The sequence below is a fragment of the Kitasatospora sp. NPDC097643 genome (genome assembly GCF_040302625.1).
Taxonomy (GTDB): Bacteria; Actinomycetota; Actinomycetes; order Streptomycetales; family Streptomycetaceae; genus Kitasatospora.
This window is the reverse complement of sequence record NZ_JBEOSA010000079.1, coordinates 1-20,694: the sequence shown is the minus strand read 5'-3', so window position 1 is coordinate 20,694 and position 20,694 is coordinate 1. Positions and strand designations below refer to the sequence as shown.

General features: G+C 74.3%; 17 protein-coding genes. 7 read left to right on the top strand and 10 right to left on the bottom strand.

Features of this window, described 5'->3' with window-relative positions:
• Positions 1–27 precede the first annotated feature (27 nt).
• Together cofD and ABTY15_RS34530 are read left to right on the top strand one after the other, a co-directional pair.
• Positions 28–987 (top strand): 2-phospho-L-lactate transferase, encoded by a 960-nt coding sequence (cofD, locus tag ABTY15_RS34535; RefSeq protein WP_350604646.1) that lies wholly within the window; start codon positions 28–30, stop codon positions 985–987.
• Entirely contained in the window at positions 984–2,276 is a 1,293-nt protein-coding gene (locus ABTY15_RS34530) for a coenzyme F420-0:L-glutamate ligase (RefSeq protein ID WP_350604644.1), read from the top strand. The genes cofD and ABTY15_RS34530 overlap by 4 nt, the downstream gene beginning before the upstream one ends.
• A gap of 6 nt (positions 2,277–2,282) precedes the next feature.
• On the opposite strand, the gene ABTY15_RS34525 is transcribed toward ABTY15_RS34530, so the two are convergent.
• The gene (locus ABTY15_RS34525) at positions 2,283–3,203 is read right to left on the bottom strand and encodes a DNA-3-methyladenine glycosylase family protein (RefSeq protein ID WP_502893660.1); all 921 of its coding nucleotides are present in this window, start codon (positions 3,201–3,203) and stop codon (positions 2,283–2,285) included.
• Between the two features lie 38 nt (positions 3,204–3,241).
• Between ABTY15_RS34525 and ABTY15_RS34520 the strand changes: the two genes are divergently transcribed.
• Entirely contained in the window at positions 3,242–3,733 is a 492-nt protein-coding gene (locus ABTY15_RS34520) for an SgcJ/EcaC family oxidoreductase (RefSeq protein WP_350604642.1), read from the top strand.
• A gap of 17 nt (positions 3,734–3,750) precedes the next feature.
• On the opposite strand, the gene ABTY15_RS34515 is transcribed toward ABTY15_RS34520, so the two are convergent.
• The gene (locus tag ABTY15_RS34515; protein WP_350604640.1) at positions 3,751–4,866 is read right to left on the bottom strand and encodes a peptidoglycan recognition protein family protein; all 1,116 of its coding nucleotides are present in this window, start codon (positions 4,864–4,866) and stop codon (positions 3,751–3,753) included.
• 104 nt (positions 4,867–4,970) lie between these two features.
• Here ABTY15_RS34515 and ABTY15_RS34510 point away from each other — a divergent pair, with 104 nt between their 5' ends.
• From ABTY15_RS34510 to ABTY15_RS34500, 3 genes are all read left to right on the top strand, one after another.
• A complete protein-coding gene (locus ABTY15_RS34510; protein ID WP_350604638.1) occupies positions 4,971–5,762 on the top strand; it encodes a TIGR03089 family protein in 792 nt (263 codons plus the stop codon).
• A gap of 36 nt (positions 5,763–5,798) precedes the next feature.
• Entirely contained in the window at positions 5,799–7,052 is a 1,254-nt protein-coding gene (locus ABTY15_RS34505; RefSeq protein ID WP_350604636.1) for an LCP family protein, read from the top strand.
• Positions 7,053–7,251: 199 nt separating this feature from the next.
• Positions 7,252–8,850, top strand: a complete 1,599-nt coding sequence (locus ABTY15_RS34500) for an LCP family protein (protein WP_350604634.1) — start codon at positions 7,252–7,254, stop codon at positions 8,848–8,850.
• Between the two features lie 20 nt (positions 8,851–8,870).
• On the opposite strand, the gene ABTY15_RS34495 is transcribed toward ABTY15_RS34500, so the two are convergent.
• From ABTY15_RS34495 to ssuE, 5 genes are all read right to left on the bottom strand, one after another.
• Positions 8,871–9,911: a glycosyltransferase family 2 protein gene (locus ABTY15_RS34495; RefSeq protein WP_350604631.1), complete on the bottom strand. Its 1,041-nt coding sequence runs from the start codon at positions 9,909–9,911 to the stop codon at positions 8,871–8,873.
• Between the two features lie 295 nt (positions 9,912–10,206).
• Positions 10,207–12,180, bottom strand: a complete 1,974-nt coding sequence (locus ABTY15_RS34490) for a hypothetical protein (RefSeq protein ID WP_350604629.1) — start codon at positions 12,178–12,180, stop codon at positions 10,207–10,209.
• A gap of 130 nt (positions 12,181–12,310) precedes the next feature.
• Positions 12,311–14,881: an ABC transporter permease gene (locus tag ABTY15_RS34485; RefSeq protein WP_350604626.1), complete on the bottom strand. Its 2,571-nt coding sequence runs from the start codon at positions 14,879–14,881 to the stop codon at positions 12,311–12,313.
• 19 nt (positions 14,882–14,900) lie between these two features.
• Positions 14,901–15,689: an ABC transporter ATP-binding protein gene (locus ABTY15_RS34480; RefSeq protein WP_502893659.1), complete on the bottom strand. Its 789-nt coding sequence runs from the start codon at positions 15,687–15,689 to the stop codon at positions 14,901–14,903.
• 334 nt (positions 15,690–16,023) lie between these two features.
• Positions 16,024–16,578 carry an NADPH-dependent FMN reductase gene (gene ssuE / locus ABTY15_RS34475; protein ID WP_350604624.1) on the bottom strand — a complete coding sequence of 185 codons (555 nt, stop codon included), beginning with the start codon at positions 16,576–16,578 and terminating at the stop codon, positions 16,024–16,026.
• A 359-nt stretch (positions 16,579–16,937) separates the two neighbouring features.
• Here ssuE and ABTY15_RS34470 point away from each other — a divergent pair, with 359 nt between their 5' ends.
• On the top strand, positions 16,938–18,290 hold the full coding sequence (locus ABTY15_RS34470; RefSeq protein WP_350604623.1) for an LCP family protein: 1,353 nt from the start codon (positions 16,938–16,940) through the stop codon (positions 18,288–18,290).
• A 38-nt stretch (positions 18,291–18,328) separates the two neighbouring features.
• Here the strand turns inward: ABTY15_RS34470 and ABTY15_RS34465 are convergent, their stop codons facing one another.
• The 3 genes from ABTY15_RS34465 to ABTY15_RS34455 form a co-directional block, all read right to left on the bottom strand.
• Positions 18,329–18,913, bottom strand: a complete 585-nt coding sequence (locus ABTY15_RS34465; RefSeq protein ID WP_350604621.1) for a hypothetical protein — start codon at positions 18,911–18,913, stop codon at positions 18,329–18,331.
• A 169-nt stretch (positions 18,914–19,082) separates the two neighbouring features.
• Positions 19,083–19,910, bottom strand: a complete 828-nt coding sequence (locus ABTY15_RS34460) for an arylamine N-acetyltransferase family protein (protein WP_350604618.1) — start codon at positions 19,908–19,910, stop codon at positions 19,083–19,085.
• 74 nt (positions 19,911–19,984) lie between these two features.
• Positions 19,985–20,452 carry a barstar family protein gene (locus tag ABTY15_RS34455; RefSeq protein ID WP_350604616.1) on the bottom strand — a complete coding sequence of 156 codons (468 nt, stop codon included), beginning with the start codon at positions 20,450–20,452 and terminating at the stop codon, positions 19,985–19,987.
• Between the last annotated feature and the right edge of the window lie 242 nt (positions 20,453–20,694).

Sequence of the window (20,694 nt, the reverse complement as noted above, 5' to 3'; positions counted from 1 at the left end):
GCAGTCGGGCCGTGGCAGGATGGGCGCATGCGCATCGTGGCTTTGGCAGGCGGAATCGGCGGGGCGCGCTTCCTGCGCGGACTCCTCGCGGCGGTCGGCCCGCAGGACGAGATCACCGTCATCGGCAACACCGGCGACGACATCCACCTCTACGGTCTCAAGGTCTGCCCCGACCTCGACACCGTGATGTACACCCTCGGCGGTGGCATCAACGAGGAACAGGGCTGGGGCCGGCAGGACGAGACCTGGTCCATCAAGGCCGAGATGAAGGAGTACGGCGTCGGCCCCGAGTGGTTCGGGCTCGGCGACCGCGACTTCGCCACCCACCTCGTCCGCAGCCAGATGCTCACCGCCGGGTACAGCCTCAGCCAGGTCACCGAGGCGCTGTGCGTGCGCTGGAAGCCCGGCGTGCGGCTGCTGCCGATGAGCGACGACCGGGTCGAGACGCACGTGCGGATCACCGACGAGCAGGGCACCCGGGCCGTCCACTTCCAGGAGTACTGGGTCAGGCTGCACGCCGCCGTCGACGCCGAGGCGATCATCCCGGTCGGTGCGGACACCGCCAAGCCCGCGCCCGGCGTGCTGGAGGCGATCGCCCAGGCCGACGTCATCCTCTTCCCGCCGTCCAACCCGGTCGTCTCCATCGGCACCATCCTCGCCGTACCCGGCATCCGGGAGGCCGTCGCCGCCGCCCCGGCGCCGGTCGTCGGGCTCTCCCCGATCATCGGCGGGGCGCCCGTCCGGGGCATGGCCGACAAGGTGCTCGCCGCGGTCGGCGTCGAGGCCACCGCCGAGGCGGTCGCGGTCAACTACGGCTCCGCCTTGCTCGACGGGTGGCTGGTCGACACCGCCGACGCCGACGCGGTGGCCGCCGTCGAGGCGGCCGGGATCGCCTGCCGGGCCGTCCCGCTGCTGATGACCGACGTCGAGGCCACCGCGGAGATGGCACGGGCCGCGCTGGCCCTCGCCGAGCAGGTGCGCGCGTGACGGTGGAGATCCTCCCGGTCGCCGGGCTGCCCGAGGTCGAGGCCGGGGCCGACCTCGGCGCGCTCATCGCCAAGGCGGGGACGTACCAGGACGGCGACATCCTGCTGGTCACCTCGAAGATCGTCAGCAAGGCCGAGGGCCGGCTGCTGCACGCCGCCGACCGGGAGGCCGCGATCGATGCCGAGACCGTCCGGGTGGTCGCCCGGCGCGGTCCGGCCCGGATCGTCGAGAACCGCAACGGCTTCGTGATGGCCGCCGCCGGCGTCGACGCCTCCAACACCGCCCCCGGCACCGTCCTGCTGCTGCCCGAGGACCCGGACGGCTCCGCCCGCGCGCTGCGCGCCGCACTCCAGCGGCTGACCGGCCGCCGGCTCGCCGTGGTCGTCACCGACACCTTCGGCCGGCCCTGGCGCAACGGGCTCACCGACGTCGCCATCGGCGCGGCCGGGCTGGCCGTCCTGGACGACCACCGGGGGCGCACCGACAGCCACGGCAACGAGCTGGTGCTGACCGTCACCGCGACCGCCGACGAACTCGCCGCCGCCGCCGACCTGGTGAAGGGCAAGGCCACCGGGGTGCCGGTGGCCGTCGTGCGCGGGCTGGGCCACCTCGTCACCGCCGAGGACGGCGAGGGCACCCGGCCGCTGGTCCGCCCGGCCGCCGACGACATGTTCCGGCTCGGCACCTCCGAGGCGCTGCGGCAGGCCGTCACGCTGCGGCGCACCGTCCGCTCCTTCACCGCCGAGCCCGTCGACCCGGCCGCGGTGCGCCGCGCGGTCGCCGCCGCGGTCACCGCGCCCGCGCCGCACCACACCACCCCGTGGCGGTTCGTGCTGCTGGAGTCCGCCGCCACCCGCACCCGACTGCTCGACGCGATGCTCGACGCCTGGCGGCGCGACCTGCGCGAACTCGACGGCTGGGACGAGGCCCGGATCGCCCGCCGCACCGCCCGCGGCGACGTGCTGCGCGACGCGCCGTACCTGGTGGTGCCCTGCCGGGTGATGGACGGCTCGCACGACTACCCGGACCAGCGGCGCGCCACCGCCGAGCGGGAGATGTTCACCGTCGCCGCGGGCGCCGCGGTGCAGAACCTGCTGGTGGCGCTGACCGGCGAGGGCTACGGCTCGGCCTGGGTCTCGTCCACCATGTTCTGCCGCGACACCGTGCGCGAAGCCCTCGACCTCCCGGCCGACTGGGACCCGATGGGCGCCGTCGCCGTCGGCCGCCCCGCCGAACCCCCGCGCCCGCGGCCCGAGCGCAGTGCGGACGCCTTCATCGAGGTGCGGTAGGCCCGGTCACCTGCCGCGGTGGTCGTTGGGGGTGAGGCGCGGGCCGTAGCGGGGGGCGCGGGCGCCGGTGGCCATCAGGAGGCGGCAGACCCGGTAGCGGTGCGGGCGGTAGGGCTCCAGCAGCGCGAGCATCTGGGCGTCGTCGCTGCGGGGGCGGCCGGCCAGGGCCCAGCCGACCAGGTTGGGCAGGTGGAAGTCGCCGACCGAGACCGCGTCCGGGTCGCCGTTGCTGCGTTGCAGCGTCTCGGCCGCCGTCCAGATCCCGATGCCCGGGACGGCGGTGAGCCGGGCGAAGGCCTCGGCGTGGCCCATCGCGGAGGCCTCCTCCAGACGGGGCGCCAGCCGGACCGCCCGCATGACCGTCGCCGAGCGCTTCGGATCCACCCCCGCGCGGTGCCACTCCCAGCTCGGCACCAGCGCCCACTCGCGGGCCGAGGGCGCCACCCGCATGCCCTCGGCCGGGCCCGGCGCCGGGGTGCCGAAGTCCCGCAGCAGGGTGCGCCAGGCGCGGTACGCCTCGTCGGTGGTCACCTTCTGCTCCAGGACGGCCGGGACGAGGGACTCCAGTACCAGGCCGGTCTTCGTCAACCGGACCGCGGCGGTGCGGCGTTGGGCGTCCCGCAGCGGGCCGGGCGGCAGGACCAGCGCCTGCGGGTCGTCCTCCGCTCCCAGCAGCGCGGGCAGCCGCTCCAGCAGCCACTCCGCGCCCGGGCCCCAGGCCCGGGCCTCCACCTCACCCGCCCCCGGGTGCGCGAGCACCCGCAGCGTGCCGATCCCGGCCGGGGTGCGGGAGGCCCGCCAGACCGCGCCGTCGCCGGTCGTCCGGTACGAGGGGTCGGCGGGGCCGCGGCGCAGCGGCAGCAGGGTGCGGGCCGCGTCCAGCGGGAAGCCCGGCCGCCAGCGCCGTACCGACTCGCCGCCCGTCACTGCCGCGCCTCCTTCACGCCTTCGCCGACCATGGGGATATGAACGATACGCGGCTGCCGGAGCTGTCCTCCGGGGACGAGAACGCGGTGCGGGCGCTCCACCACCGGGCGTTGGAGGGGTGGAACCGGCGGGACGGCTCCGCGTTCGCCGGGCCGTTCGCCGAGGACGGCGAGGTGGTCGGCCACGACGGGACCAGGCACTGCGGGCGGTCGGTGATCGCCGCCGAGCTCGGGCGGATCTTCGCGGACCACGCCACCCCGGAGTACGTGGCCGAGGTGCGCCGGGTCCGGGCGCTGGGGGCGGGGGTGGCGCAGTTGGACGCGGTGGCCGGGCTGGTGCCGGCGGACGCGGAGGACCTGGACCCGGCGCTCAACGCGGTGCAGACGGTGATCGCGGTGAACGCCGGGTCCGGGTGGCGGATCGCGCTGATGCAGAACACCCCGGCGCGGTTCGACCTCCGGCCGGATCTGGCGGCGGCGCTGACCGCGGAGTTGCGGGGGCTGATCGGGCGGGGGCCGGAACCGCGGTGACGGCGGGGGACGGACCGTCAGGACTGGAGGTCGGCCGCGGTCCGGCGGAGGTCCGGGAGTCGCCCGTACAGGGACTTGCCGGGGCATTCGGTGTTGAAGGCGTCGCGGTGGCCGGAGATGGCGTCGAAGTCGACGACGGTGCCCTTGGGGTAGCGGCTGGCGTCGGAGGACGAGGTGAGCTGGGCGTGGCCGTCGGCGGCGCGGTCGGTGAGGCCGAGTTTCCAGGCGGCGATCGCGGCGAGGCCGTCGAGCATGTCCTGGGGCGGGCTGTCGGAGCCGTAGGTGCCGATGGCGGCGACGCCCGAGGAGTCGGTGTTGAAGCCGAGCGTGTGGGCGCCGTGGACGGGCTGGTCGACGCCGCCCGCGCGGCCCTCGTAGATGGTGCCGCAGCGGTCGACCAGGAAGTTGTAGCCGATGTCCCGCCAGCCGCTGGTCTGAACGTGGTACTGGTAGATCCCCCGGATCACCCGGGGAGCGTCGGAGCAGGCGTAGTCGGTCGCGGTGGCGGTGTGGTGGATGAACACCTCGCGGACCGGGCCGGTGTACTCGAAGGTCGGGTCGCGCAGCGACTCGTCGGCGCCCCAGCCGGCCCGGGTGACGATGCCGGGGCGCGGGGCCTGGTGGCCGTCCGCGGGAGCTCCGGGCAGGACCCGGGCGGCGGGTGAGGCCGCACCCTGGCCGGGGTCGACGAGTTCGAGCCGCAGGCCGCGCGGCGGTCCGGCCGGGCCGGGCCGCACCTCGACCGCGACGCCGTCGCTGCGGCCGGTCCACAGCGGTGCGGTGGCGCCGTGCGGGGAGCGGTCGGGGCCGTCCTCGGAGTCGGTCTCCAGCTGGTGCCAGTCGCCCCAGCGGCCGGTGACGGCGTCCCGGGTGCGGACCCGGACGGATCCGCCGGCCAGGGCGTCCGGGGAGCCGTCCCAGCCGACCCCGAGGAGTTCGAACGGACGGGTGGTGCGGGGGGCGAGGCCGTGGCCGTCCGGGAACGGCAGCGAGGTGACCGAGCCGCCGCCCGCGGACTCGCGGCGCTGCGCGGCGGGGTCGGTGGGATCCGCGCGGGCGGCGGTGGCGGCGGGCTGGAGGAGCAGGGCGGCGGTGCATCCGGCGAGCAGCGCGGCCGGGAGTGAAAGGCTCATAAACGGGATGGTGACGGCAAATCGGGCGGTCCGCCACGCCGCCCGCCGCCCGGTCCGCCACCCCTCCCGACGGCCCACCCGAAGGCCGTAGGCTGGGGCGCACCATGACTGCGCCTTTCGCTGCCGATGCCCGCACCCCCGTCGAGCTGCTGCACGCATACCTGCGAGGTGGCACTCCTTCGGTCGACCCCGCGGCCCCGCTGGTCACCTTCTACGACGACGCCACCGGCGAACGGGTGGAACTCTCCGCCCGGACCGTCGACAACTGGGTGGCCAAGACCGCCAACCTCTTGCAGGACGAACTGAACGCCGGCCCGGGCGACCGCGCCGCCCTGCTGCTGCCCGCCCACTGGCAGAGCGCCGTCTGGCTGCTGGCCTGCTGGTCGGTCGGCGTGACCGCGGTGCCGGGCGGCGACCCGGCCGCCGCCGATCTGGTGGTCAGCGGCCCGGACGGCCTGACCGCCGCCGAGGCCTGTGAGGGCGAGCGGGTGGCGCTCGCGCTGCGGCCGCTCGGCGGGCGCTTCCCGCAGCGCCCGGACGGCTTCCTCGACTACGCCGCCGAGGTGCCCGGCCAGGGCGACCGCTTCGCGCCGTACTCCCCCGTCACCCCGGACGGACAGGCGCTGGAGACCGCCGTGGACGGGCTGTCGCTGAAGCTGACCGGGGAACAGACCGTCGCGCTGGCCCGCGAGGGCGTCTCCCGGCTCGGCCTGAACCCCGGCGACCGGGTCCTGTCCACGCTCTCGTACGACGACTGGACGGGCCTGGAGGCGGGCCTGCTGGCGCCGCTGGCGGCGGGCGCCTCGGTGGTGCTCTGCCGCAACTCGCAGGGGCTGACGCCCGAACAGTGGGAGCGGCGGACCGAATCCGAACGGGTGACACTGCGCCTCGGGTAACCCCCGGGCCCGGCCCGGCGGGTAGGGATCCCTGCCATGGCCGAGGACGACACCGCGCACCCCCCGACCGACAACCCCCCGACCGAACCCGGACGCCCGCGCAGGCGCCGGCGGTGGCTGATGATCACCGCCGGCGTCGTCGCGTTCCTGCTGGTCGCCACCGGGGTGCTGCTCTGGATCGCCTACCGGAAGCTGGACGGCAACATCCAGACCGACACCACCACGGACCGGCTGCTGGCCCGGCTGGAGGCGGAGCGGCCGAGCCGGACGGCCGGGGCCAAGGGCTCCGAGAACATCCTGCTGATCGGCAGCGACGACCGCTCCGGCACGAACTCCTCGTACGGCGGCGAGCCGGGCAACCAGCGCTCGGACACCACGATCCTGCTGCACCTGGCCGCCGACCGGAAGCACGCGACGGCCGTCTCCATCCCGCGCGACGTCATGGTCACCGTGCCCGCCTGCGAGAAGCCGGACGGCACCCGGAGCAAGCCCGGGCTGATGCAGTTCAACTGGGCGTTCGAGATGGGCGGCGCGGCCTGCTCGATCCGGACCGTCGAGCAGCTGAGCGGCATCCGGATCGACCACTACGTGATCCTCGACTTCAGCGGCTTCAAGACGATGGTGGACGCGATCGGCGGGGTCGAGGTGTGCGTCCCGCAGGCCATCCACGACAAGGACGCCAAGCTCGACCTGCCCGCCGGCCGGCAGACCCTGCACGGCGAGCAGGCGCTCGGCTACGTCCGGGCCCGGGAGAGCCTGGGCGACGGCAGCGACACCCAGCGGATGGGGCGTCAGCAGCAGTTCCTGGCCGCGCTGATCCGCAAGGTGCAGTCGCAAGGGGTGCTGCTGAACCCGGCCCGGCTCTGGCCGGTGCTGGACGCGGCGACCTCCTCGGTCAAGGCGGACGGCGGGCTCTCCTCGCTCGGCGCGCTGTACGACCTCACCCAGGACCTGCGCGGCGTCCCCTCGGCGAACGTGGTGTTCCTGACCGCGCCGCGCCGGCCGTACCGGTACGACTCGGACCGGGACGAGTTCGTGCAGCCGCAGACCACGCAGCTGTTCACCGCGCTGCGCGACGACCGGCCGGTGGCGGTCCGTCCGCCCGGCTCGACGCCCTCGCCGACGGCGGGAGCCGACGTCTCGGCGGGCGCCTCGGCCGGGGCCTCGGCGAGCCCGGTGCCGGGTGCCGGGTCGGACCGGGCCGCGGGAGCCCCGGCGTCACCCTCGGCGGGCGCGTCACCCACCTTCGAGGGACGGACCGCCGACGTGGACGCCTGCGCGCAGCACTGAGGCCCTGAGTGCGGCGCCGCAGGTCGGCGGGGGTGTTTTCCGGGAATGCGCGATCGACGTCCGCTTTACCGGGCGATTACCTGAACATGGCGGATGTCACACCCGGAACGATTCCCCCATTCGGCTCGTCTAGTGTGTCCGGATCGGTCCGCCGTACGGGCGCGCCGGAGCACAGGACCGGTCGGAGGGAGGGAACCCCGTGCAGGAGGAGCACCCGGAAGCCGGCCGGCAACGCCTGGATCCGGCCCCCGGAATCCCGCCGCAGCGCCGCCGCGGCACCGCCGAGCCGGCCGCCGCCCCCGCCGGGGAGGGCCGCCGGGACAGCCGGCGCCGCGCGGCCGCCGCCGCCAAGCGGCAGCGGCGCCGTCGGGCGCTCAAGTGGACGGCCGGGGCCGGCGCCCTGGTCATGGCCGCGGGCTGCGGCGGCGCGTACTACCTGTACCAGCACTTCAACAGCAACCTGACCTCCGTCAAGGTGCAGCTGGGCAACGAGGAGGAACGGCCCAAGCCCGCCGGGGACGCGCTGAACGTCCTGGTGCTGGGCACCGACAGCCGGCAGGGCCTCGGGCGCGAGTACGGCGACGAGGGCAGTACCGGGCACGCCGACACCACGCTGCTGTTCCACATCGCCAAGGACCGCTCCAACGCGACGGTGATCAGCATCCCGCGCGACCTGATGGTGCCGATCCCGGAGTGCCAGAGCGCGGACGGGAAGAAGATCCCGGGCTCGGCACGGGACATGTTCAACACCAGCCTCGGCCAGGAGGGGCGCGACCCGGGCTGCACCTGGAAGACGGTGGAGAAGGTCACCGGGATCCGGGTCGACCACTTCGTACAGGTGAACTTCGAGGCGGTGAAGACCCTCTCCGCCGCCGTCGGCGGGGTCGAGGTCTGCGCGGCCAAGGACATCAACGACCCGGACTCGCACCTGAGGATGAGCCGGGGCCGGCACGTGATCCAGGGCGACGAGGCGCTAGCCTTCGTCCGCACCCGGCACGCGGTCGGCTTCGGCGGGGACCTCACCCGGATCCCGCTCCAGCAGCAGTTCATCAGCTCGATGATCCGCAAGATCAAGAGCGACGACACCCTGACCAGCCCGACCAAGCTCTACAAGCTCGCGGACGCCGCCACCAAGGCGCTCACCGTGGACTCCGGGATCGGCAGCGTCGACAAGCTCAAGGACCTGGCGCTGGACATCAGCAAGGTGGACACCAGGAACATCACCTTCGCCACCGTGCCCGTCCTGGACGACCCCAAGGACAAGGACCGGCTCGTCCTCAAGCAGCCGGACGCCGGGCAGCTGTTCACGATGATCGCGGGCGACCGCTCGCTGACCGAGACCGCCGCACCGCCCGCACCCGAGACCACGGCCCCCGCCGCCGCCCCGTCCGCCCCGGCGACGCCGAGCGCCACCACCCCGGCGGTGGACCCCAAGGACGTCCGGGTCAGCGTGCGCAACGGCAGCGGGACGCGCGGACAGTCCGGGCCGACCGTGGAGAAGCTCCGCGCGAAGGGCTTCGCCAAGGCCGCGACGGCCTCCGACGCGCCCGCCGCGGCGACCACCACGGTCTCCTACCCGACCGGGCAGGACGCCGAGGCCGCCGCGCTGGCCGCCGCCCTCGGACTGCCCGGCGACGCCGTCCGGCCGGACCCGAAGGCCGACCCGAAGGGCCCGCTGGTGCTGGTGCTCGGCAAGGACGTCCTGGCCGCACCCGCCACGCCGTCCGCGCCCCCGACCGAGGCCCCGAAGGACCTCCAGCGGGTGCAGGCGGACGACACCGACATCTGCGCCAAGTAGCTACCGGGCCCCCGGAGGGGTCAACTCGCCCTGGAGAGCACGTCCGAGGGGGCCGGGCCGACGCTGCGGATCACCTTGCGGGCCAGTGAGCGGGGCGAGGTGAGGAAGCCGAAGCCCCAGCTGAGGTGCATGGTCGCGAAGGCCACCGGCAGCATCGCCTTCGCCTTGAACGACAGGCCGCGGCCCTCGACCACGGCGCCGCCGAGGATGCCCATCAGGTAGGCGCCGGGCGCCAGGAGCAGGGCCGGGTGGACGGCGACGCCGAGCACCAGACCCAGGGTGACCGCGAGCAGGGCGGTCGGTGGGGCGAGGTAGCGCAGGTTGACCGAGCCACGGTGGTAGCGGGTGACCACCCGGCGCCAACGGCCGTAGTCCTTGTACTGCTTGGCCAGCGCCTTCACGTTCCGCCGGGGGCGGTAGGTGACCTTGAGCTGCGGGGTGAACCAGATCAGCCCGCCGTCCTGGCGGATCCGGTAGTTGAGCTCCCAGTCCTGGGCGCGGATGAACTCCTCGTTGTAGCCGCCGAGGCGCTCCAGCACCTCGCGCCGGAACACGCCGAGGTAGACGGTGTCCGCCGGGCCGGCCAGGCCGCCGGTGTGGAAGGCCGCGTTGCCGACACCGATCTTGGAGGTCATCGCGGCGGCGACCGCGTGCTCCCACTCGGTCTCGCCCTCGGCGTGCATGATGCCGCCGACGTTGGCCGCCTCCATCTCGCCGAGCAGCCGGACCGCCGTGGTGATGTAGCCGGGGGTGAGCAGGCCGTGCCCGTCCACGCGCACCACTATCGGGTGACGCGAGCCCCGGATCGCGGCGTTCAGCCCGGCCGGGGTGCGACCGGTCGGGTTCGCCACGGTCCGCACCCGCGGGTCCTCGGCGCACAGCTCGGCGGCGATCTCCGCGGTGCGGTCGGTGGACGGGCCGAGGGCGATCACCACCTCCAGCGGGCCGGGGTACTCCTGTTCCAGGATGCGCCGGACCGCGGTGCGCAGGTGTCGTTCCTCGTTGAGCACCGGCATGATCACGGAGACAGCCGGCAGCTCCTCAGCAGCCTTGGTGTTCATCGGGGCCAACCGTACCGGTGCGGACGCGTCTCCGTCTTGTCCCGGTCTGGGCGGCTCCGGACACCTCGCCGTGCGGGACCGGTCCGTGGATCAGGCACACCGTACTCCGCTTCCCTGACGGGCCCGCGGCGGGGCCCCGTCCGGGCTCCACCGGCGCCGGATCCGGCCGGTCCCGCGGGCCCGGACGGGGCCTGCGGGACCGTGGCGGGGTACGTGGCGGGTTCCGTGCAGGTTCGGCGCAGGTTCGGAGCGCGTGGTGAACGACGGTTTCAGATCGCGTGGTGGACGACGGTTTTCAGAGCATGTGGTGAACGACGGTGAAGACCGCGTAGCCGGCCAGCGAGATCCGGTTGAGCAGGTGCTGCGGCCGGCCCAGCCGGTCCGGGAGGGCGGTGCGCGGCCGCAGGTCCGGCCGGTGGGCGGCGGTGGCGACCGTGCGGGCCAGCACCACCGGGTCGTAGTGCTCGCCGAGGTGGCCGGCCAGCCAGGCGGCCGGGCGGCTGCCGACGGTGAGTTCCTGGCCGGTGCGCAGCTGGATGGTGAGCAGGTTGCGGTGCACCGCCGCCGCGTTGATGTCCGCCCAGCGCAGCGAGCGGGTGCCCAGCGGGCCGGCCACCCGCAGGCCGTTCCGGTCGGCGACCATCTGCCAGGAGAGGGTGTGGCAGCAGGCCAGGATGGCCGTGCAGCCGATCCAGAGCGGGCGCAGCAGCCCCTGCCACCAGCCGGTCCCGCCGATCAGCACGACGGCGAAGGCCAGGGCCGTCGCGGTGACCGGCCCGACGGCCGCGCGCAGGACGATCGGCATCTCCCAGCGCCGGGCGAGCACCGGCTCGGTGTCCGGTCCGGCCTCGGGGGCGGCGGCGACCGTCTCGGCGGTCAGCGCGGCGACGGCGAGCTCGCGTTCGCGGTACCGCTCGCCGCTGCGGGCGAGCCGCGGGGCGCGGGCGGCGGGGGCGACCACGGCCGCCACCCAGTGCGGGTCGTGCGCCAGCAGTCCGGGCCGGACGAGCAGCTGCCGGTCCAATCCGTCCGGGCCCCGGTACAGCACGGCGTCGACGGTCCGCCCGGCCCGGGCGAAGCGGGCGACGGCGGCCTCGGGGGTCGGCGGGCGCAGGCGGTCGTCCGGCGCGCGGCCGTCGGGCTCGGGGTAGTCCAGTTCGTCGCCGTCGGTCTCCAGGTCTTCCGGTACCCAGGCCGGGCCCTCGCCGTCCGGGGCGCCGTAGCGGGCCCAGCGGTAGCGGTCGCGCTCGACCAGGCGCCAGAGCGCGGGCCCGTCCGGCGGGCCGTCCAGCGGCCGCACCAGCAGGTGGCCGCGGGCGTCGGCGCGGACCCGGACGGCGAGGGCGGGGGCGGCGCCCTGGAAGGCCGAGGTGCGGCCCTGGCGGGTGGCGGTGGCGGCCGAGCCGAGCAGGAGCAGGCCGGGCAGGGCGACCAGGGCGGCGGTGAGGAAGAGGTCGGGCAGCGGCTCCTCGTCGCCGGCGGCCCGCACCCAGTCGCCGTCCACCCGCAGGCGCACCTGGTCGCCCGGGCGGGGCGGGTGGACCCAGACGGTGTCCAGTTCGGCGGTGCGCTCGGGGTCGCCGCCGGACGGGCGGTAGCGGACGGTCAGCACGCCGTCCTGGTCGGTGGGGCCGGCCGTGCCGACCACGGTGGCCGCGCGCTCGGCCGAGGTCCGGTCCCGGATCCAGTCGGAGCAGCCGAGCCCGGTCAGTCCCAGGGCGGCCGCGAGCAGCAGCCAGGCGAGCACCCGGCGCAGCGCCGGCCCGGGGTCCGCCGGGACCGGCGAGGGGGCGTCGGCGGCCGACCAGGGGAACGGGACGGGCGGGGCCATCAGCTCGTCGAGCTGCTGACGGGCGGTGCGGCGGCCGAGTTCGGCGGCGATCAGGACGGCGGCGAGCAGGCCGTGCAGCAGGACGGCGGTCCACCGCCCGGCGGTGGTGACCAGGCCGCCCGGGAGGTACCAGAGCAGCGCCAGGACGAGCGGCGGGACGGCCGCGCGCCAGCGGACCCGGGCGAGCAGCAGGACGACCTCGGTGAGGGTCGACCAGACGGCCAGCTGGCTGCCCCAGCCGTCCCGGCAGACGCCCTGCGGGTTGCACTCGGTGGCGCCGGGTTCCACCGCGGTGGCGAGGAGCAGGAAGCCGAGCGGCAGCAGGGCCAGCCAGCGGCTGTCCAGCCGCCAGGCGGTGCGGGCGGCGCGCCAGCGGGTGGCGGCGGCAGCGGTGAGGGGCGCGGCGCTGGGCAGCGGCGGGGCGTCCGGGGTGACCATCCGACGATCATCCCAGCCTGTCCGGACCCGGTCGGGCCGGTGACGACCACGGGGGCCGGGTGCTGTGCGCACCCGGCCCCCGCTCCCCCTCCCCCGGCGCCCCCCGACGCCGGGTCGGTCCGACGCCGGGTCAGTCCGTCGCGATGGCCGCGAGGACGTTCATCCGGCCCGCCCGGAAGGCCGGGACGAGTGCGGCCAGCAGCCCGATCACCACCGAGGCGAGCAGCGTGACCGCGATCATGGTGCTCGGTACGGCCAGCGTGTCCAGGCCCTTGTCCCGCAGGACCCGCTGGGCGGTGACGCCCCAGGACAGGCCCAGCCCGGTGCCGAGGACCGCGCCGAAGAGGGCGATCACCACCGACTCCAGCCGGATCATCCGGCGCAGCTGGCGGCGGGAGATCCCGATCGCCCGCAGCAGACCGATCTCGCGGGTCCGCTCGACCACCGACAGCGCCAGGGTGTTGACCACACCGAGCACGGCGACCGTGATGGAGAGGCCGACCAGGCCGTAGATCAGGTAGAGCAGGGTGTTGACCTGGGACTGCACGAGCTCCTTGTAGCCCGCCTGGTCCTTGATGGTCAGCTGCGGGTACTCCTTGAGCGCGTCCTCCAGCGCGGTCAGCGTCTTGGCGACGTCGGCGCCGGCCGCGGCCTTGGCGAAGAACACCCGGTCCGCGGGCTGGTCGGCCGCCGGGACGACCTTGGCCATGGTGGCGAGGTCGACGAAGGCGCTGTTCCCGTAGAGCGACTTCTTGCCGAACACGACGCCCACCGGCAGCGTCTGGGTGCGGCCCTGGCCGTAGTTGACCGTCACCTGGTCGCCGACCTTGAGGTGGAAGTCCTGGGCGAAGGTCTCGCCGATGCCCAGCGAGCCCCGGCCGATCGAGTCCACCGCGCCGGACTGCACCGGGAAGTGGAAGTCGGAGCCGTAGAAGGTGGGCGGCACGGCGGCCACGGTCGTCTTCCCCGTCCCGCCGTCCGGCGCGCCGAGCTTGGCGCCCTCGAACACCTTCTGGGTGGTGACGTGGTCCACGCCCGGGGTCCTGCGCACCGCGTCGATCATCTCGGTGGTGACCGGGGTCCGGCCGCCCTCGATGATGTAGTCCACGCCCACCGAGCGGTCGATCTGGGCACTGGCCGAGGTGACGGCCGAGGAGCTGAACACCGAGGCGGCGATCACCAGCGCCAGGCCGATCATCAGCGCGGCGGCGGTGGCGCCGGTGCGACGCGGGTTGCGCATCGCGTTGCGCTGGGCGAGCTTGCCGGACGGGCCGAACAGGGCCGGCAGCAGCGCGCCGAGCACCCGGATCACGGCGGTGGCCAGCAGCGGGCCGAGCACCACGAAGCCGATCAGGCTGAGCAGCACGCCCAGGCCCAGGTACTGGCCACCGGTGGCCGCCTGCTCCGCCGTCCCGGCGAGCACCAGCAGCGCGCCACCGCCCGCCGTCAGCAGCAGGCCGAGGACCGTGCGGACGAGGTTGGAGCGGGCTTCCGCCGGGGTGCCGTGGTCGCGCAGGGCGGCCATCGGCGCGATCCGGCTCGCCCGGCGGGCCGGGATCCAGGCCGCCACCACGGTGATCAGGACGCCCACCGCGTAGCCGGCCAGGAAGACGTCCGGCCCGATCTCCAGGTCGCTCGCCCTGAGGCCCATGCCGAGCGCGTTCATCAGCTTGATCAGGCCGACCGCCACGCCCAGGCCGACCCCGATGCCGAGGGTCGAGCCGAGCACGCCCAGGATCAGCGCCTCGACCAGCACCGAGCGGTTCACCTGCTGCCGGCTGCCGCCGACGGCGCGCAGCAGGCCGATCTCGCGAGTGCGCTGGGCGACCAGCATCGAGAAGGTGTTGATGATCAGGAAGCCGCCGACGACCAGCGAGACACCGGCGAAGCCGAGCATCGCGTACTTCATGAAGTCCAGGCCGCCGCCGACGTTCTTGTTGTTCTCGTCCTTCTGCTCCGCGGCGGTCTTGGCCTGGTAGCCGGTGCCCACCTTGGCCAGCACGTCGGCCTTCAGCTGGACGTCGCTGCGGCTGCCGTCGCCGAACGCCTCGACCGAGGTGTACGCGGACTCGCCGAGCAGCGTGCGCTGCGCGGTGGGGGTGTCCAGGAAGGCCAGCGCGGCACCCGGGTTGGTGGTGCTGAAGGAGGCGATGCCCGCGATGGTGAACTCGTGCTTGCCGGTGCCGCTGTCGACCCGGATCCGGTCGCCGGTGCCCAGCTTGGCCTTCTTCGCGGTGTCCGCGTCCAGCACCAGCTCGCCCGCGTTCTGCGGGACGTGGCCGGTGGTGATGTGCACCGCGTTGCGCGGGGTGTCGGTCCAGTTGCCGACGATGGTCGGCGCGCCGCTGGTCGGGCCGACCAGCTTGTTGGTGGCCGGGTTGACCAGGGTCGCGTTGTCGACCGACACCTGGCCGACGGCCGTCTTCACCCCGGGCACCGCGGCGACCTGCTGGGCGAGCGCGGCCGGGACGGTCAGCGGCTTGTCCGCGACGCGTTGTTCGTCGTCCTCGGCCGGCTTGGGCGGCTGGACCGAGACGTCGGAGGCGGTCGCGGCGAAGAGCTTGTCGAAGGTGCTGGTCGCGGTGTTGGAGAACACCAGCGTGCCGGAGACGAACGCCACCGAGAGCACCACGGCGATCAGTGAGAGCGCCATCCGGCCCTTGTGCGCGAAGAAGCTCCGCAGGGAGGTCTTGAGCAGCATGATTCCGTGTCCCGCCCGCTCAGCTGGTGCGCTTGCCGTCGAAACGGCGCATGCGTTCGAGGACGGAGTCGGCGGTGGGCGCGTGCATCTCGTCGACGATCACGCCGTCGGCGAGGAAGAGCACGCGGTCCGCGTAGCCGGCGGCGACCGGGTCGTGGGTGACCATGACGATGGTCTGGCCCAGCTCGTCGACCGAGCGGCGCAGGAAGGTGAGCACCTCGGCGCCGGCCCGGGAGTCCAGGTTCCCGGTGGGCTCGTCGCCGAAGATGATCTCGGGGCGGGCGGCCAGCGCCCGGGCCACCGCGACGCGCTGCTGCTGGCCGCCGGAGAGCTGGGTCGGACGGTGCTTGAGCCGGCCGGCCAGGCCGACGGTCTCCACCACCTGGTCCAGCCAGGCCTGGTCGGGCTTGCGGCCCGCGATGTCCATCGGGAGCGTGATGTTCTCCAGCGCGTTCAGCGTCGGGAGCAGGTTGAACGCCTGGAAGATGAAGCCGATCTTGTCCCGGCGCAGTCTGGTCAGCTGCTTGTCCTTGAGACCGGTGATCTCGGTCTCGCCGATCCAGATCCGCCCGCTGGTGACCGTGTCGAGGCCGGCCAGGCAGTGCATCAGGGTCGACTTGCCGGAGCCCGAGGGGCCCATGATCGCGGTGAACCGGCCGCGCTGGATGTCCACGTCCACCGCGTCGAGCGCGGTGACCCTGGTCTCGCCCGAGCCGTACGCCTTGGTGACCTGGCGGGCCGACGCGGCGACGGCGGACGCTCCGCCGGGAAGCTGGGGGTCGTACACGGCTGTTGCTGCCGTCGTCACTGGAGTCTCCTAGGAAGTGTGCCCACCCGTTGGCCCCCAGCCTGGTCGGCGCCACCTGTCCCGCGACATGGTGCTGGCGATAGTCCTCGACCGGGAGTTATCCCCACCCTCCCGGTGGACCGGGCTGCCGACCCGACGGAATCGGGCCCGCTTCGGAAGGGTGGGGATGTGTGAACCACGTTAGGAGCGACGGGAGATCCGCTCGTCATCCGACGGAATGAAGCGGCCCAACCAAGGTTCTACGGGGCGCGGCGCCCCTCCCCCTAGGGGTCGCCGCGGCCCGTCTCGGGGTCGCCCCGTACGGGGACCGCTCGACCCTCCGTCAACTGTTTCCTCAGCCGGTCAGCGCGGGTGCGGCCAGCCCTTCCAGGGCCGCCGCGAAGCCCGCCACGACCGGGGCCAGCAGCACCTCGGTCTCCCGCTCGACCAGGGTCGTGCCGTCCTCCCGGACGGTGATGTGGCGGTCCAGCACGAACCAGCCCTGGGTGATGTGGCCGGCGCCCATCGAGCTGAGCACCGGGCGCAGCGCGTAGTCCACCGCGAGGACGTGCGCGGGCGAGCCGCCGGTGGCGAGCGGCAGCACGGTCTTGCCCGCGAGCGCGTACTGCGGGAGGACGTCCAGCAGGGCCTTCAACAGGCCCGAGTAGGCGGCCTTGTAGACGGGCGTGCCGATGACGACGGCGTCGGCCCGGGCGAACAGTTCGGTGACGGCGACGATCTCGGGGTGGCCGAAGTCGCCCGAGAGCAGCGCGTGCGCGGGCAGGCTGCGCGCCTCGAACGGGACGACCTGGTGGCCGCGGGCTTCGAGCTGCGCGTCGACGTGGCGCAGCAGGCGGGTGGTGCGGGAGGTCGGGGACGGGGAGCCGGAAACGGACAGGACGGTGGCCATGGTTCACCTCTGGCTGGAAGCGGGGACGGCGCGGCGCAGCGGGGAAGGGGGCTGCGGAGGGAGCCTGGAGAGGCTGCGGGGGTGTTCTTCGAGGGCGCGCGTCAGTCGCAACAGAGCGAACAGGCCACACCACGCCGCAGGTCGACGTGCCGCCGACGCGTGAGTGCCCAACGCTGATCCATGCCGAAATGCAAACACGCGCCGTTCTGAGCGGTCAAGAATCGTTTCGGCAGGTGAACCGGCGGGCCGTCCGGACGTTGCCGCAGAACGATCCGACCCGTGCATCAAAACTGCTACAAGCTGCCTGGTGGGGCACCCGGGGGGAGTCACCGCGACCCGGGTCGGGCATCCTCGACCACATGAACACGTGGCAGGAGGGCCGCCCGGGCGGCGGCGGGAACCCGTACCAGAGCGGGAACCCGTATGGGGGCGGCGCGAACGGCGGCGGCGCGGGCGGCGGCGCGGGCGGGCGCGGCGGAGGCGGCACGGCCGCCGAACCGCCGCTGCCGTCCTCGCTGAACCCGCGCGGCCCGGGTGCCCCGGCGCCGCGGCAGCCGGAGCCGTCCCGGCTCGGCGGCGTCCCGCCGCAGGGGCCGGGGGCGCCCGGCACGCAGCCCGGGCGGCCCGGTGGGCCCGGCGTCCCGCCGCAGGGGCCGGGTGGTCCCGGCGGTCCGGGCGGGCCCGGTACGCCCGGGGGCACCCAGCCGCCCGCCGCGCGGGCCCGGCGCTGGCCGCGCCGCCGGATCGTCAAGTGGTCGGTCTTCGGCGTCCTGATCGCCGTCATGCTGACCGCCGTCTCCACCTGGTTCTGGGCCGACTCCAAGCTCAACCACGAGAACGTGCTCGCCGACTACCCCGGCCGCCCGGCGGCCGGCAAGGGCACCAACTGGCTGATCGTCGGCTCCGACAGCCGCCAGGGCCTCACCGAGGGCGAGCAGGACGACCTGCACACCGGCCACGGCGCCGAGGGCAAGCGCAGCGACTCGATGATGATCCTGCACGTCGGGGACAACGGGAACACCCTGATGAGCATCCCGCGCGACTCCTGGGTGCCGATCCCCGAGCACCAGGCCGGCGGGAAGACGGTCAAGGCCTCCACCGCGAAGATCAACTCGGCCTTCGGCTCCGGCGGCGGCCGCCTGCTGGTCCAGACCGTCGAGCTGAACACCGGCATCCGGATCGACCACTACGCCGAGATCGGCTTCGCCGGCTTCGTCGGCATCGTCGACTCGATCGGCGGCGTCGAGATGCACATCGACCAGGACATCAAGGACAAGGACTCCGGCCTCGACCTCAAGGCCGGCGACCAGACCCTGAACGGCAAGCAGGCCCTGGCCTTCGTCCGCCAGCGCCACCAGATGGCCGACCAGGACCTCGGCCGGATGCGCAACCAGCAGAAGTTCCTCAGCGCCCTCGCCCACCAGGCCGCCTCGCCCGGCACGGTGCTCAACCCGTTCACGCTCTACCCGCTGATCGACGCCGGCCTCGGCACCCTGATCGTCGACGACGACGCCGGGCTCACCGACCTCGGCTCGCTGTTCCTCGCCATGAAGGACGTCAACGGCGGCGGCGGCAAGTCCATGACCGTCCCGATCGGCAACGCCGACTACCGCACCAACACGGGCGAGTCGGCGGTCAAGTGGGACACCGCCAAGGCCAAGCAGGTCTTCGACGCCTTCCGCAACGACACCGCCGTGCCGGACTTCAAGTAGCGGGAGCCGGACCACACCTGACGGATCGCGGCCAGGCCCTAGCCGGCCTGGCCGGCCCAACCGGCGTGCGGGAGGAGGCCGGTGGCGCACTCGGGGAGGCGGACCAGCCAGTCCCCCTCGCCGCCGACGCCCTCGGTGGCGCCCGCGAAGCCGTAGTGGATCGCCTGCCCCTCGCCACCGGCCACCCACCGGGCGTCCAGCAGGTGCACGGTCAGGGCGGCCGGGCGGTGCGGGTCGGGCCGCTCCAGGACGAGCTCGTGCTCGGTCACGCCCGGCCGGAAGACCACCGGGGTCCTGGTGGACCGCCGCCGCGGGCAGCCGTCCGCCTCGTACGCCCAGTACGCGGCCACCGTCACGGTGAGCGTGCCGTCCAGGCTGCCGGTGCCCGGCTGCACGTACTCCTCCTCCGGGACCCAGCGCGCGTGGTGGCGGATGTCGTCCTCGGCCCAGCGTTCGTCCCAGCGCACCCAGTAGCCCGCCACCCGCTTCAGCGTCATGCCCTCGCGGGCCACCCGGACCGGGATCCGGGCGACGTTGAGCGGCTCGCCCGCGGCCAGCGAGACCACGGTGACCTGCTCGTACGTCGTCTCGGCGTTGTCGGCGTTGTCGGCGCCCTGTGCCATCGCTGAACCACCTTGCCGGAGAATCGAGTTGGGTCGCGGCTCCGGCCGCATGAGGAGAGCTTAGAGCGACCGGACCGCAGCGCGGAGTGATTGTGCGATTTCAGCCCCGGTCGATCGTGTGCCCGCTACTCTGCCCCGGGACCAGCCACGGCCGGGCCGGCTGGGATCCTCAGCCCGGGAGGCGGTCCAGGGCGATGCCGAAGTGGGTGCGGTAGGCGGCGAGCGCCTCGTCCGGGGTGAGCTGCCGCTCGGTGCGGTCGCCGGCCGGGCCGGTGCGGATCAGGCGGGTGCCGCTGAGGGTGATCCGGCCGCCGTCCGCGGCGAGCAGGGAGCAGGTCGTCGAGCGGGTGAAGTGGGACTCCGGCGAGGTGCTCTGCCACCAGCAGGTCGGTACGAAGTCGGCCAGCGGGTACGGACGCAGGCCGAGCCGGTACTGCGGGCTCCCGTCCATCACGACGTCCAGCTCGTCCGACTGCTCGTCCGACTGCTCGTCCGACTGCTCACCCCCGGCGACCGGGGCGAGGGTGAACACGCCGTGCGGGTCCGCCTGTCGACCGCGCTCGTCGAGGCGCAGCGGGTGCCGGCTGAACCGGCCGAAGCCGACGTCGACCAGCCAGGGTTCGTCCAGGTCCACCCGCAGGGCGAGGTGGTCGAAGGGCGGGCCCGGCCGCTGCTCGGGGTCGAAGACCCGGGCGGCCAGCAGGCTCACCCGGTAGCCGAGCGACCGCAGCAACTCGGCGAAGGCGCCGTTGAGTTCGTAGCAGAACCCGCCCCGGCGGCGGGTCACCAGCTTCGCCACCAGCGCCCCGGGCTCCAGGACGACGGGCTCCCCGAGGTGGATGCTCAGGTTCTCGAAGGGCACCGCGCGCAGGTGGGCCTCCTGCAACCGCGCCAGCTCCTCCGGCGAGGGCCGCCCGGGCTCGGGCAGGCCGATGCGCGCCAGGTAGGCGTCCCGGACGGCGGGGGTCAGTCCTCGGTACGGCTCGTCGTGATCCATCGGACCATTCCACCCGGGCACCCGGCCGGTCGGCCATCGGTCCTTGGACCTACGCCACGCGTGGGGCGGGCGGTTCAGAGGGAGAGGGCGGCGGTGCGCAGGCGGTAGGCGGTGGCGACCGGGTCGCGGCTGGTGAACAGGACGGTGAGGAGGTGGTCGACGGCGGCCGCGTCCAGGATCCGCAGCAGGGTGGTGAGCTCGGCCTCCGGGGCGTCGGCGAGCAGGGCGTCGGCCTCGTCGAGCAGCAGGAGGAGCCCCGGGCGCGGCCGGTCCGGGGCGGTGGCGGGGTGGAGGATGTCGCCGAGGCACTCCTCGAAGGCGTCCCAGTTGTGCCCGAAGTACTCGGGGAAGGCCAGCGCCCGCGCCCAGGTGCTCAGCATCCCGTCCTTGGTCCGGCAGAGCCGGCCGTCGACGGCGACCCGGCGCACCTCCGCGGGCGGGGTGCTCACCAGGCCCGCCCACGGGTGGCCGGGCAGGAGGTCCCACCGGGCGGCGGCGAGCAGTCGCTCCGGCGGGCTGGGGTGCTGGCTGGGGTCCGTCACCCGGCCAGCTCTACCGGCCGCCGCGGCACGGGCGGCTCCCGGCGCGCCGGTGCGGGCCCGGGCGCTCACCCGATCAGGCCCGCTCACCCGATCAAGCCTGCGCGCCCGATCAGGCCGCTCGCCCGATCTGGCCCGCTGGAACGCCACCGCCCCGGAGTGGGAAGTCGGCCAGGCGCCAAACCACACCCCGGCGGGGAGCCCCAAAACGAACAGGGACCCGGCGGCACACACCCCCCGGGACG